The 12,302-nt window shown below is 70.1% G+C and carries 12 protein-coding genes and 1 pseudogene; 6 read left to right on the forward strand and 7 right to left on the reverse strand.

The window, feature by feature from the left end; translation table 11 throughout:
- Positions 1 to 19: 19 nt before the first annotated feature.
- Together ABIE65_RS22340 and ABIE65_RS22345 are read right to left on the reverse strand one after the other, a co-directional pair.
- Entirely contained in the window at positions 20 to 304 is a 285-nt protein-coding gene (locus ABIE65_RS22340) for a PqqD family protein (protein WP_354080806.1), read from the reverse strand.
- A 148-nt stretch (positions 305 to 452) separates the two neighbouring features.
- Positions 453 to 602 carry a hypothetical protein gene (locus tag ABIE65_RS22345; protein ID WP_354080807.1) on the reverse strand — a complete coding sequence of 50 codons (150 nt, stop codon included), beginning with the start codon at positions 600 to 602 and terminating at the stop codon, positions 453 to 455.
- Between the two features lie 47 nt (positions 603 to 649).
- Between ABIE65_RS22345 and ABIE65_RS22350 the strand changes: the two are divergent.
- Positions 650 to 856, forward strand: a pseudogene (locus tag ABIE65_RS22350) (NAD(P)/FAD-dependent oxidoreductase); the annotation flags it as partial.
- Between the two features lie 21 nt (positions 857 to 877).
- On the opposite strand, the gene ABIE65_RS22355 reads toward ABIE65_RS22350, so the two are convergent.
- Positions 878 to 1,669, reverse strand: a complete 792-nt coding sequence (locus ABIE65_RS22355; RefSeq protein ID WP_354080808.1) for an SDR family NAD(P)-dependent oxidoreductase — start codon at positions 1,667 to 1,669, stop codon at positions 878 to 880.
- A 292-nt stretch (positions 1,670 to 1,961) separates the two neighbouring features.
- On the opposite strand from ABIE65_RS22355, the gene ABIE65_RS22360 reads away from it, so the two are divergent.
- The gene (locus tag ABIE65_RS22360) at positions 1,962 to 4,058 is read left to right on the forward strand and encodes a methyl-accepting chemotaxis protein (protein ID WP_354080809.1); all 2,097 of its coding nucleotides are present in this window, start codon (positions 1,962 to 1,964) and stop codon (positions 4,056 to 4,058) included.
- A gap of 127 nt (positions 4,059 to 4,185) precedes the next feature.
- On the opposite strand, the gene ABIE65_RS22365 is transcribed toward ABIE65_RS22360, so the two are convergent.
- From ABIE65_RS22365 to ccmE, 4 genes are read right to left on the reverse strand one after another with little or no spacing between them, the layout of a single operon-like run.
- Positions 4,186 to 4,605 (reverse strand): (deoxy)nucleoside triphosphate pyrophosphohydrolase, encoded by a 420-nt coding sequence (locus ABIE65_RS22365; protein ID WP_354080810.1) that lies wholly within the window; start codon positions 4,603 to 4,605, stop codon positions 4,186 to 4,188.
- A 2-nt stretch (positions 4,606 to 4,607) separates the two neighbouring features.
- Positions 4,608 to 5,837, reverse strand: coding sequence for a bifunctional glutamate N-acetyltransferase/amino-acid acetyltransferase ArgJ (gene argJ, locus ABIE65_RS22370; RefSeq protein ID WP_354080811.1), 1,230 nt, complete (start codon positions 5,835 to 5,837; stop codon positions 4,608 to 4,610).
- 36 nt (positions 5,838 to 5,873) lie between these two features.
- Positions 5,874 to 7,892, reverse strand: a complete 2,019-nt coding sequence (locus ABIE65_RS22375; protein ID WP_354080812.1) for a heme lyase CcmF/NrfE family subunit — start codon at positions 7,890 to 7,892, stop codon at positions 5,874 to 5,876.
- 30 nt (positions 7,893 to 7,922) lie between these two features.
- Positions 7,923 to 8,366: a cytochrome c maturation protein CcmE gene (gene ccmE, locus ABIE65_RS22380; RefSeq protein ID WP_354080813.1), complete on the reverse strand. Its 444-nt coding sequence runs from the start codon at positions 8,364 to 8,366 to the stop codon at positions 7,923 to 7,925.
- Positions 8,367 to 8,578: 212 nt separating this feature from the next.
- On the opposite strand from ccmE, the gene ABIE65_RS22385 reads away from it, so the two are divergent.
- The 4 genes from ABIE65_RS22385 to ABIE65_RS22400 all read left to right on the forward strand — a co-directional run bounded on the left by ABIE65_RS22385 (position 8,579) and on the right by ABIE65_RS22400 (position 12,284).
- A complete protein-coding gene (locus tag ABIE65_RS22385; protein WP_354080814.1) occupies positions 8,579 to 9,397 on the forward strand; it encodes an MBL fold metallo-hydrolase in 819 nt (272 codons plus the stop codon).
- A gap of 123 nt (positions 9,398 to 9,520) precedes the next feature.
- Entirely contained in the window at positions 9,521 to 10,249 is a 729-nt protein-coding gene (locus tag ABIE65_RS22390; RefSeq protein ID WP_354080815.1) for a GNAT family N-acetyltransferase, read from the forward strand.
- Between the two features lie 45 nt (positions 10,250 to 10,294).
- On the forward strand, positions 10,295 to 10,762 hold the full coding sequence (locus tag ABIE65_RS22395; RefSeq protein ID WP_354080816.1) for a PAS domain-containing protein: 468 nt from the start codon (positions 10,295 to 10,297) through the stop codon (positions 10,760 to 10,762).
- A gap of 85 nt (positions 10,763 to 10,847) precedes the next feature.
- Positions 10,848 to 12,284 carry an amidohydrolase family protein gene (locus ABIE65_RS22400; protein WP_354080817.1) on the forward strand — a complete coding sequence of 479 codons (1,437 nt, stop codon included), beginning with the start codon at positions 10,848 to 10,850 and terminating at the stop codon, positions 12,282 to 12,284.
- Positions 12,285 to 12,302: the final 18 nt, after the last annotated feature.

Genomic DNA, 12,302 nt, shown 5'->3' on the forward strand with positions numbered 1-12,302 from the left:
GACAGACGCGGGAGTGCAGCTAGTCCGCCGCACCCGAAACCCGAACAATCAGCCGACGTTGCAGGAGACCATCGACGAAACGTTTCGAATGATCGAGCGCCTCGCCTTCCTGCAACCCATAGCGCCGCACCAGAGCGTCGGCCAGATCGCCGATACCGCATGGCGTTTCGAGCCGATCCCAGAGCAACCCGGCGGAACCGCGCAGACCGTGATACCTGCCGGTCTCCTGACTGATCATGACGGTCTCGCCGTCGAGTTCGGCTGAGAGTACGCCGTCGGCCTGTCGATACGCGAGACTCGTCACCGTCGCTCAATTCCTGATTGAAAAGCGGATACTACGCCGCATAAAGCCCGACTCCCGCACCGTCGCGGCTCTGCAGACCACGTCGACACCCGCCTGCCGATGACTTTTCGATCGGGGACGTCGGTTTGGAATCTCGACCGACCCGGCCTCAGCTGTAGCCGAACCCGTCATACGTCCCAGCGCCTTGATCGCTGCGTGTTTCTTTCGCCACGTCGCCATAATCCACGATGACGGGAGGCTCGAACGCAACCGTTTCGTGCGCGGTATTTCGATCGGCTGCGTTCGCCACGTCCATCATATCGGACTCCAACCCTCGCTACATTTGTGTCGCTCACGCACTGTAGCGTGACCCCGCTCGAACGACAATCCGCCGTGGCGAGCGGCCGGGTGGATCTGCATCAGGGCGTGCGCGTAACGGCGGTCCGACCGGCGGGCGAACGCGTCCTGGTCGAATGCGCCGATCCCGGCCGCACCTTCGACGCGGCCTTCGTGATCGGGGCGGACGGTCCGGCCGGCATCACCGCGCGCAGCGTCGGCCTCCGGCGGAACGAAGGGCGTCGCTCCGGCGCCGTATCAGGCGGCGGTGACGCCGCCGTCGATGACCAGTTCCGATCCGTTCATGTAGCTGGACGCGTCCGACGACAGGAACAGGATGCCGTTGGCGATGTCCTGGGCCGAGCCGCTGCGGCCGACCGGGATGTTGCGCTTCATGCGCTTGGCCGGGTCGAGGTCGTTCGAACCCATTTGGAAGGACGGGTCGTCGGGGAACATCTTGCCCCAGAGCGGCGTGATGATGATGCCCGGATGCACCGAGTTGCAGCGGATGTTGTCGCCGTTCGTGGCGCATTCCAGCGCAGTCGACTTGGTGAAGAGGCGCACGGCCCCCTTCGTGGCGGTATAGGCGGCGAGGCCGGCGCTGCTGCCGACGAGGCCGGCGACCGACGAGATGTTGACGATCGCCCCGCCACCGCCCTGGCGCATCGCCGGGATGGCGTGCTTGGTGCCGAGGAAGACCCCGTCGACGTTGACCGCCTGCTGCCGGCGCCATTCGGCCAGGGTCATGTCGGTGATCGGGCAGTTCACGCAGATGCCGGCATTGTTCACCAGCACGTCGAGCCGGCCGAAGGCGTCGAGCGTCGCCTTTACCGCATCGATCCACTGCTGCTCTTCCGTGACATCGAGATGGACGGCCTTCGCCCGGCCGCCGGCCTTGGCGATCCCGGCCACGACTTCGGCACTCAGTGCGTCGTCCACGTCGGCGACGATCACCGCCGCCCCCTCGCGCGCCAGCGTCTCGCACGCCGCCCGCCCGATTCCCGACGCCCCGCCCGAGACCAGCGCCACCTTGCCGTCGACCTGACCCATCTTCCTCTCCTCCGCAGGATTCGTCTTGCACGGCCCTCGTCCGGGGCCGCTTCACATCCGGCGATACGGTAGCGCGGGCCCCGGCGACACGGTAGGGCCACGCGGGGAGACACGAATGGCACACCTCACCCTGGGGCGGCCGCCATAGGGACAAAAAGTCACCGGACCAAGACTTCACCGCGCGCAGACATTCAACCGGCATTTACGTATTGCAGCCATAGTCGAGTGCTGCGGATCGGTCGCCGACATCACGCGACTGCCGCCTGTCTCGGCGATCCAAGAGTTCTTCTCGATGAACAAGTTGCTACCTCAGTGGCGGATCGGCGGTCTGCTGACCGGTCTGTTTGCCGTTGTGCTCGCGGTCCTGACCGGCTTCATCGGCCTGTCGATCTTCCACGCCGTGGTCCAGAAGCACGACGCCGACCAGGTCGCCGAGGCCACGCTCGCCGCGCGCGACGTGTTCGCCGGCCTGCAGACGACCCGTCTGGAGCGCGGACCCGTGCGGAACGCCCTGCAGGGACCGTCACCGGCGGAGAAGAGCTTCATCGCGACCGTCGCGGACCTGCGCGCCAAGTCGCGCGCGGCGACCGCCAGCGTCATCGACATCTGCGCCAACCTGGACTGCGCCCCCGGCATCACTGCGGACGCGCTGCGCGCATCGCGCGACAAGATCGAGGCGCTGCGCACCCAGGTCGACAGCGCCCTGACGGCCGGTCTGGCCGAACGCCCCAAGGACATCGCCAAGGCGTGGGACACCGCGGCAACTAGCGTCGTGGACCACCTCGAGGCGATTTCCGGGTCCCTCGGCGAGCGGGTGCGCATGGTCGACCCGATCATCGGCGAGCTGATCGCGATCAAGGATGCGGCCTATCTGGCGCGCGACGCAGTCGGCCTGAGCCGCAACCTCGTCTCCGGCGCCATGGACGCCGGGACGATCGACGCGAAACGGCGCACCGAGATGGCGCGGTTGCGGGGTCAGGCGGAGACCGGCTGGGGCATGGTCCAGGACCTGACCAAGCGGCCCGGCACGCCCGCCGAGATCCTGGCCGCCGTTGCGGCCGCCAAGGGCGCCTATGCCGAGACGCTGGTTAAGCAGCGCGACGCGATCGAACAGGCGATCGAGGCCGGCCAGCCCGTACCGGTCGGCAAGAGCGAGTGGGTCACCGTCAGCAACGCGGCTCTCGACAGCCTCGCCGGCATCTCCACCACCGCGCTCGACCTCACCCTCGCCCATGCCAGGGCCCGCTCCGACGCGGCGCAGGGACAGCTGCTCCTGCAGGGCGGGCTGCTCGCCTTCGCAATCCTGGTCGGGATCGTCGGCCTGGCGATCATCCGCGGCCGCGTCACCCGCCCGATCGCCGCGATCACCCGCGCGATGCGCCAAGTGGCCGGCGGCGACCTATCCACCGCAGTGCCCTACGGCGACCGCCGGGACGAGATCGGCGAACTGGCCGGCGCCCTGGTCGTGTTCAAGGAGACGGCGGCCGAGCGCGCCCGCATGCAGGCCGTGACGGCCGAGGAGCAGGAGCGGCGCGAACGCAGCCGACAGGCCGTCGACGCGCTGATTCGCGGGTTCGAGGCCGAGATCGCAGCCCTGCTGCAGACCGTCTCCACCGCCGGCTCCGACCTGAACGCCACCGCCACAGCGATGAACGGTGCGGCGGTCGAGGAGGCCGAGCAGGCGAACACCGTCGTCACCGCATCGGAACAGGCGAGCGCCAACGTCCAGACCGTCGCCGCAGCCTCCGAGGAACTCTCCAAGTCGATCGAGGAGATCGGCCAGCAGGTCGACCAGTCGCAGACCATCGCCCGCCAAGCCGTCGGCGAGGCGCAGCGCACCAACCAAACCGTCGCCGGCCTGGTCGAGGCGGCGCAGAAGGTCGGGCACGTCGTCGACCTGATCAACTCGATCGCGGCACAGACCAACCTGCTGGCGCTTAACGCGACCATCGAGGCGGCACGCGCCGGCGACGCCGGCAAGGGCTTCGCGGTGGTGGCGAGCGAGGTGAAAAACCTCGCCAACCAGACCGCGAAGGCGACCGAAGAGATCGCGTCGCAGATCCAGGCCATGCAAGGCGTCAGCGGCGAGGCCGCGACGGCGATCCAGGGCATCGGGTCGACCATCGTGCGCATCGACGAGATCGCGACGGCCATCGCCGCCGCCGTGGAGGAGCAGAACGCCGCCACGCTGGAGATCGCCCGCAACGTGCAGCAAGCGGCCCAGGGCACCGAGCAGGTGTCGCACAGCATCCTGGGCATCCGCGACGCCGCCGGCCAGACCAGCGCCCGCGCCGATCAGGTGCTGTCGGCGTCCGACGCCCTGTCGCTCCAGGCCTCGGCGATTAGGGAACGCGTGGAGCACTTCCTGAAGGCGGTCCAGGCCGCCTGAGCGCCTTCGCGCTGCCGATCGGAACGACCGACAGCCCCGGTGCGCGAGCGTCGCGTCGGGGCTGTCGGCGTATCAGATGTTCGCCTGCGACTGACCGCGCCACACGGTCCGGATTTTCCAGACCGTCCTACAGCAGGTCCCTGAGCATCGCGACCAGCGGCTTGTCGGCCGGGGGCATGGGGTAGTCGCCCATCCTGACCGGGCGGACCCAGGCGAGTTCCTGGCCTTCGCGGGCGGCGGCGGTGCCCTTCCAGACGCGGCAGACGTAGAGCGGCATCAGGAGGTGGAACGTCTCGTATGCGTGCGAGGCGAAGGTGAAGGGGGCGAGGCAGGCCTCATCGGTCTCGATGCCGAGTTCCTCGCGCAGTTCGCGGATGAGGGCGGCCTCGGGCCGTTCGCCGGGGTCGACCTTGCCGCCGGGGAACTCCCAGAGGCCGGCGAGCGCCTTGCCGGGTGGACGGCGGGCGAGGAGGACGCGGCCGTCGGGGTCGACCAGCGCGACCGCGACGACCAGCAGGATGGGTGCGTCCGCCTCCGCCGCTTCCATCGTCAGCTGCGGTAGGAGCCGTTGATGTCGATGTAGCCGTGCGTCAGGTCGCAGGTCCACACGGTGGCGCGGCCGCGACCCAGCCCGAGGTCGACGCCGATGCGGATCTCCTGGCCCTTCATGTGCGCCGCGACCGGCGTCTCGTCGTAGCCTTCGACCAGCTGGCCGTCCTTGGTGATCTGCACGCCGCCGACCGAGATGGCGAGGCGGTCGCGGTCGGCCTTCTCGCCCGACTTGCCGACCGCCATGACGATGCGGCCCCAGTTGGCGTCCTCACCGGCGATGGCGGTCTTCACGAGCGGCGAGTTGGCGATGGCGAGGCCGATGCGCTTGGCCGCACGGGCGGAGGTGGCGCCCGTCACCTCGATGGTGACGAACTTGGTCGCCCCCTCGCCGTCGCGCACGATCTGGTGGGCGAGGTCGAGGCAGATGGAATCGAGGGCGCGGCGGAACTCGCGCAGGGCCGGCTCGGTCGACGATTCCACCGCGCGGTGCGCCGCCTGCCCGGTCGCGCACAGGATGACGGTGTCGCTGGTCGAGGTGTCGCTGTCGACGGTGGTGCAGTTGAACGAACGGTCGGCCGAGCGGTTGAGCAGCACCTGGAGCACGCCGGCCGGGATGTTCGCGTCGGTGAAGACGAAGGCGAACATCGTCGCCATGTCGGGCGCGATCATGCCCGAGCCCTTGGCGATGCCGTTGATCGTGACCTCGGCGGCACCGATACGCGCCTTGCGGGTCGCGACCTTGGGGAAGGTGTCGGTGGTGAGGATCGCGGCCGCGGCGGTGGACCACGCCTCCGGGCGCAGGCCGTCGCGCAGGGCGGGCAGCGCGGCCGGGATCTTCTCATGGTCGAACGGCTCGCCGATGACGCCGGTCGAGGCGACGAAGATCTCGTCCTCGGAACAGCCGAGCAGTTCGGCCGCCTTCGCGACGGTGGCGGCGACGGTACGGTCGCCGCGGGCTCCGGTGAAGGCGTTGGAGTTGCCGGAGTTGGCGACGATCGCGCGCGCCTTGCCGTGGCTGAGGGCGCGGCGGCACCAGAGGACCGGGGCGGAGGCCGTCTGCGAGCGGGTGAAGACGCCGGCCACGGTGGTGCCGGGGTCAAGTTCGGCCATGAACAGGTCGTCGCGGCCCTTGTAGCGGATGCCGCAGTTGACGGCGCCGACGCGCACGCCGGCGATGGGGGGCAGGTCGGGAATGGTCGTCGGAGCGAGCGGCGATCTCGGCGGCACGGGCGGCTTCCTCGGATCCTTGGCGGGGTATCAGCCTTATCCGGTCCCGGTGGCGCCACTGTCAATCGGCGCGCGCGCCGCGGGTGCCCGGCGGCCGGCCGGCCGTGCCTTTCGGCCACGGGTCGGCGCCCCGACGCGATAGCGCCGGTCGGCCAGCGAGACGAGGCCGCCGAGGGTCATGATGACCGCTCCCGCCCAGAGCCAGGGCGCCAGCGGCTTGTCGTAGATGCGCACCGCCCAGCCGCCGTCCGGATAGGCGTCGCCGAGGACGACGTAGAGGTCGCCGAAGCCGGTCGTGCGGATCGCGGCCTCCGTCGTGTTGGTGCCGGCGACGGGATAGATGCGCTTCTCCGGCAGCAGGATCTCGCCGCTGCTCTCCAGGCGGAAGCGGCCGACGTCGGCGATGTAGTTCGGGCCTTCCGTACGCGACACGCCCTGGAAGGTCAGGCGATGGCCGGCGATCTCGATCCGGTCGCCCGGCCGGACGACGCGGATGTCTTCGCTGGTCCAGGCGGTCAGGCCGACGAGGCCGGCCATCACGATGCCGACGCCGGCATGGGCGATCGTCATGCCCCAGGCCGAGCGCGGCAGGTTGCGGGCGCGGCTCCAGACGGTGGCGGCCGGCGCGCGGAACAGCGCGATGCGTTCCGCCACCTCGGCGAGCGCGCCCAGGACGAGCCAGGCGGCCAGCGCCAGGCCGAACACGGCCAGCAGCGGGCCGCCGCCGCGCCACCACCATGCGACGGCCCCGATCGCAGCGGCGCCGAGGGCGGCCATCCAGACGCGCTGTGCCACGCCGGCGAGGTCGGCACGCTTCCAGGCGAGGAACGGGCCGAGCGGCACCAGCAGCAGCAGCGCCGCCATCAGCGGCCCGAAGGTCGCGTTGAAATAGGGCGGCCCCACCGAAATCTTGCCGCCGCCGACCGCGTCCAGGAACAGCGGGTAGAGCGTACCGAAGAACACCGTCGCGGTCGCCGTGCAGAGGACGAGGTTGTTCAGGACGAGCGCGCCCTCGCGGCTGACCGGGGCGAAGAAGCCCTCGCTGCGCAGCGACGGCGCGCGGATCGCATAGAGGGTGAGCGCGCCGCCGATCGCGACGACCAGCAGCAGCAGGATGAAGATGCCGCGCTCCGGGTCGGTGGCGAAGGCGTGCACCGAGGTGAGCACGCCCGAGCGGACCAGGAAGGTGCCGATCAGGCTGAGCGAGAAGGTCAGGATGGCGAGCAGGATGGTCCAGCTCTTCAGCGCGTTGCGCTTCTCCACCACCGTCGCCGAATGCAGCAGCGCAGTGCCCGACAGCCAGGGCAACAGCGAGGCATTCTCGACCGGATCCCAGAACCAGAAGCCGCCCCAGCCGAGCTCGTAATAGGCCCACCAGCTGCCCAGCGCGATGCCGAGCGTCAGGCCGCACCAGGCGAGCAGGGTCCAGGGCCGCACCCAGCGCGCCCAGGCGGCGTCGACGCGGCCCTCGATCAGCGCGGCAACGGCGAAGGAGAAGACGATCGAGAAGCCGACATAGCCGAGATAGAGGAAGGGCGGGTGGAAGGCGAGGCCGGGATCCTGGAGCAGCGGGTTGAGGTCGCGGCCGTCGGCCGGCGGCATCGGCAGCCGCGCGAACGGGTTCGAGGTGAAGAGCATGAAGGCGAGGAAGCCCGCCGAGATCATCGCCTGCACCGCCAGCGTGCGCGCCTGCAGCGTCTCCGGCAGGTTGCGCCCGAAACTGGCGACGGCGGCGCCGAACAGGGTGAGGATCAGCACCCAGAGCAGCAGCGAGCCCTCGTGGTTCCCCCAGACGCCGGAGATCTTGTAGATCAGCGGCTTCAGCGAATGGGAGTTGGCGACCACCAGTTCGACGGAAAAGTCCGACGTGACGAAGGCGTTGGTCAGCGCCAGGAAGGCCGCCAGGACCAGGAGGAACTGCAGCTGCGCCGCCGGCCGCGCCACGGCCGTCAGCCCCGGAATGCCGCGGGACGCGCCGATCAGCGGCAGCACGGACTGGAGCAGCGCCACCGCCAGAGCCATGACGACGGCGAAATGGCCGAGTTCGACGCTCATCGCGGGCCGCTCCCTCTCAACGGTCTCGGGCTAGTGCGCGGTGGTGCGCAGGTGGTCGGCCTGCTTCAGGGCGGCGGCGACCTCGGGCGGCATGTAGTTCTCGTCGTGCTTTGCGAGCACCTCGGCCGCCGCGAAAGAGCCGTCCGCCTCCAGCCGGCCGTTGACGATGACCCCCTGCCCTTCGCGAAAAAGGTCGGGAAGGATGCCGGTATAATGGACCGGCACCGTCTTCACCGTATCGGTGATCCGGAAACTGACCCGGGCCGTGCGGGAATCGCGCACGACGCTGCCTTCCTCGACGAGGCCGCCGAGGCGGACGCGCTGCCCCGGCTCGACGCCCTTGGCCGCGAGTTCGGTCGGGCTGAAGAAGAAGACGAGATTGTCCTCGAACGCCGTCAGCATGAGCGCCGTCGCCGTGCCCAGCGAGAGCAGGGCCAGTCCGACGAGATAGAGGCGGCGGCGCTTGCGGGTCATGGCTCGATGCTAACGCGGCGGGCTGCTTCGGTCGCGCCCCATATGTGGCCCACCCGGCCGCCCGACGCCACCCCGCAGGCCGGCCGGGCGGCACTCGGTCGCGGGTGAGGCGACGGCGGATCCGCCCGGCATCGTTATTGCTCGGGTCCGGGGAGAGGCGGCATCATGGCGGCGGCTGCGCTCGAACGGCAGCCGCACCCGGGGAGGCGCGCATGACGGGCGGTCGGATCGCGGGCTGGGCGTCGGCAGTGCTGGCGTGTCTCTGCATCCTCCTCGGCGCCGTCTCGGCGGCGGCCTCCTGCCTGCCGATCGCGCGGGCACCGGATTTCCGGGCGCGGCTGATCCCGGCCGCCGCCACCGATCTGATGCCGGGGCAGGTGGAGCTGACCTTTCTGGGGCATGCGAGCTTCCTGTTCCGCAGCCCGGAGGGCGCCACCGCCGTCACCGACTATAACGGCGTCCACCGGCCGCCGCTGGTGCCGGACATCGTGACGATGAACAACGCGCACCACACGCACTTCACCGACACGATCGATCCGGGGGTGAAGCACGTGCTGCGCGGCTGGGCCGATGCCGCGGGACAGGGGCCGGGACCGGCGCGGCACGACGTCACCTATCGCGACATCCGGGTCTGGAACATCCCGACCAACGTGCGCGACTGGGGCGACAATGCCCGAATCGGCGGCAATTCGATCTTCGTCTTCGAGGTCGCCGGCCTGTGCATCGCGCATCTGGGCCACCTGCACCACCGGCTGACCGACGAACACTTGGCCTATATGGGCGTCATCGACGTGCTGCTGGTGCCGGTCGACGGCGGCTACACGCTGGCGCAGCCGCTGATGATGGAGGTGATCCGGCAGATCCGGCCGTCGGTGGTGATCCCGATGCATTATTTCGGCATGGGCACGCTGGAGCGGTTCCTGACGATGCTGAGCGAGGATTTCGAGGTCGAGACGCGGCAGACCCCGGAGATCGTGCTGTCGCGGGCCACGCTGCCGCATCGCCGGGCGATCGTGCTGCCGGGTGACTGAACGCGGCCCGGCGTCGATGGGTCTGCCGCGAATTGGCCTGTCCACCCGGCGGCGTTGTGGCCCTTTCGCGGGCGCGCGCGGCGCCTAGGATGCCGGCCGCGACGCGCAGCGGAGGGAATGGACGTGACGAGCAGCCAGCGGACGAACGAACTCGGCCAGCCGATCGGCGATGCCCTGCCCGGCTGGACTGCGCGCCCGCGGCCGCCGCGCACGCCGATGGAAGGGCGGTTCTGCCGCATCGAGCCGCTGGATCCCGGCCGCCATGCCGCAGACCTGTACGCGGCCTATGCCGAGGACGTGGCCGGCCGGATGTGGACCTACATGACGCACGGGCCGTTCGCCTCGGCGGCGGAACTGGAGGCCTGGATGCGGGCGACCTGCCTGGGCGACGACCCGCTGGTGCACGCCATCATCGACCGCAGGACGGGGCGCGCGGCGGGTGCCGCCAGCTTCATGCGGATCGAGCCGGGCGTCGGCGTGATGGAGGTCGGCAGCATCACCTATCCGCCGCGCCTGCAGCGGACGGCCGCGGCGACCGAGACGATGTACCTGATGATGCGGCGGGCCTTCGAGGAGTTGGGCTATCGCCGCTACGAGTGGAAGTGCGACACCTGCAACGCGCCGTCGCGCGCGGCCGCGGCGCGGCTGGGCTTCACCTTCGAGGGCATCTTCCGGCAGGCCACCGTCTACAAGGGCCGCAACCGCGACACGGCCTGGTTCTCGATCCTCGACGGCGAGTGGCCGGCACTGAAGGCGGCGTTCGAAGGCTGGCTCGACCCGGCGAACTTCGACGGCGACGGGCAGCAGCGCCGGTCGCTCGGCACCTTCATCGACGCCGCCCGGGCAGCCTGAGCAAACGCGAAGTGCGCCGGCCGCGGGTTGTGCTATTGATTCGGGGTGGAGACGGGGGACGACACGCACGCGATCGCATCGGTGCTGCGCTACGACAGCCTGCGCCGTGGGCTCGCCTATTGGCATTCGAAACGCCGGGGACGGCCGATGCCGGCGCGGCGCGACCTCGACCCGATCGAGATCCCGCACCTGCTGCCCTGGGTCCTGCTGATCGACGTGCTGCGCGACCCGCTCGACTTCCGCTACCGGCTGATCGGCACGGAGGTGGTCGCCGTTTCGCGGCGCGACTTCACGGGCTTCCGCTTCTCGGAGCTGGCGGGCAAGGGGCCGGAGAGCGTCCTGTGGGACAACTGCCTGACCGTGGTGCGGACGCGTGCGCCGTTCTCCCGGCGCCCGCCCTATATCGGACCGCGCGACGACGTGCATAGCGGCCAGAACCTGCTGATGCCACTCTCCAGCGACGGAGAGACCGTCGACATGATCTTCCAGCTGATCGCCTACCAGCATCGGTGACCGCGGGCCGCGGCGGCGCGTGCGGCCCGAAACCTGCAGGGATGCGGCCGGGAGAAGGACCGACGCCACAGCCGGGGAGACCGCCATGGGCCACACCGTCTGCATCCGGAACGCCGCATGGGTGGCGGCATGGGACGCGCCCGCCGGCCGCCATGTCTATCGCCGCGACATCGACGTGGTCTTCGAGGACGGGCTGATCACCCATGTGGGGCCCGACTACAGCGGCTTCGTCGACGAGGCGGTCGACGGGCGCGACCTGTTCGTCATACCCGGACTGGTCGACATCCACGCGCACCCGACGCACGAGCCATCCTACAAGGGCATCCGCGAGGAGCATGGCGTCCCCGAGATGTACATGTCCGGCCTGTTCGAGCGCGGACAGGCCTACAAGCTGGACACCGAGGGCCGCAGCGCGGCGACCGAGGTCGCCTATGCCGAACTGCTGGCGTCGGGGGTCACGACCCTGGCCGACCTGTCGGCGCCGTTCGACGGCTGGCTCGACCTGCTCGGGCGGAGCGGGATGCGCGTCTGCGTGGCGCCCGGCTATGCGTCCGCCAGGTGGAAGATGGAGAACCGCCAGGAACTGAAATACGCCTGGGACGAGGCGGGCGGACGGCGCGGCTTCGAGGCGGCGCTGCGGGTGATCGACGCCGCCGAGCAGCATCCGTCGGGCCGGCTCTCCGGCATGGTCTTCCCGGCGCAGCTCGACACCTGCACCGAGGACCTGCTGCGCGACAGCATCGCGGCGGCGGCAGACCGCAACCTGCCGATCACCACCCATGCGGCGCAGAGCGTCAACGAGTTCCTGGAGATGGTGAAGCGGCACGGCACGACGCCGCTGCAATGGGCGGAGAAGATCGGCCTGCTGGGGCCGCGGACGATCCTGGGCCATGCGATCTTCGTCGACGACCATTCCTGGGTGCACTGGCACAGCAGGCGCGACGTGGCGATGCTGGCGGAGAGCGGCGCCTCTGTCGCGCACTGCCCGACGCCCTTCGCGCGCTACGGCCAGATGCTGGAGGATTTCGGCCGCTATGCCCGCGCCGGGATCAACATGGGCATCGGCACCGACACGTCGCCCCACAACATCCTGGAGGAGATGCGGACGGCGGCGGTCCTGGCGCGGATCGCGGCGGAGAACATCGACACGGTGTCCACCGCCGACATCCTGTTCGCCGCCACCGTCGGCGGGGCGAAGGCGCTGGGGCGCGACGACATCGGGCGGCTGGCGCCGGGCTGCAGGGCGGACATCGTCCTGGTCGACCTGACCGACCCCGGCATGATGCCGGCGCGCGACCCGCTGCGCAGCCTAGTCTACACGGCGGCCGAACGCGCGGTGCGCGACGTCTATGTCGACGGGATCAAGGTGGTCGCCGACCGCAGGGTGCTGACGCTCGACCGGCGCGACGCCGCCGGGCGGCTGGCGCAGGCCCAGGAACGGATGCTGCGCGACGTGCCGAACCACGACTATGCCGGCCGCCGGGCCGACGCGATCACGCCCCTCAGCCTGCCGCTGGGCTGAGCCGCGATGCCCCCGTTC

Origin of the sequence: Constrictibacter sp. MBR-5, from assembly GCF_040549485.1 — a bacterium.
In the GTDB taxonomy this organism is placed as follows: Bacteria; Pseudomonadota; Alphaproteobacteria; order JAJUGE01; family JAJUGE01; genus Constrictibacter.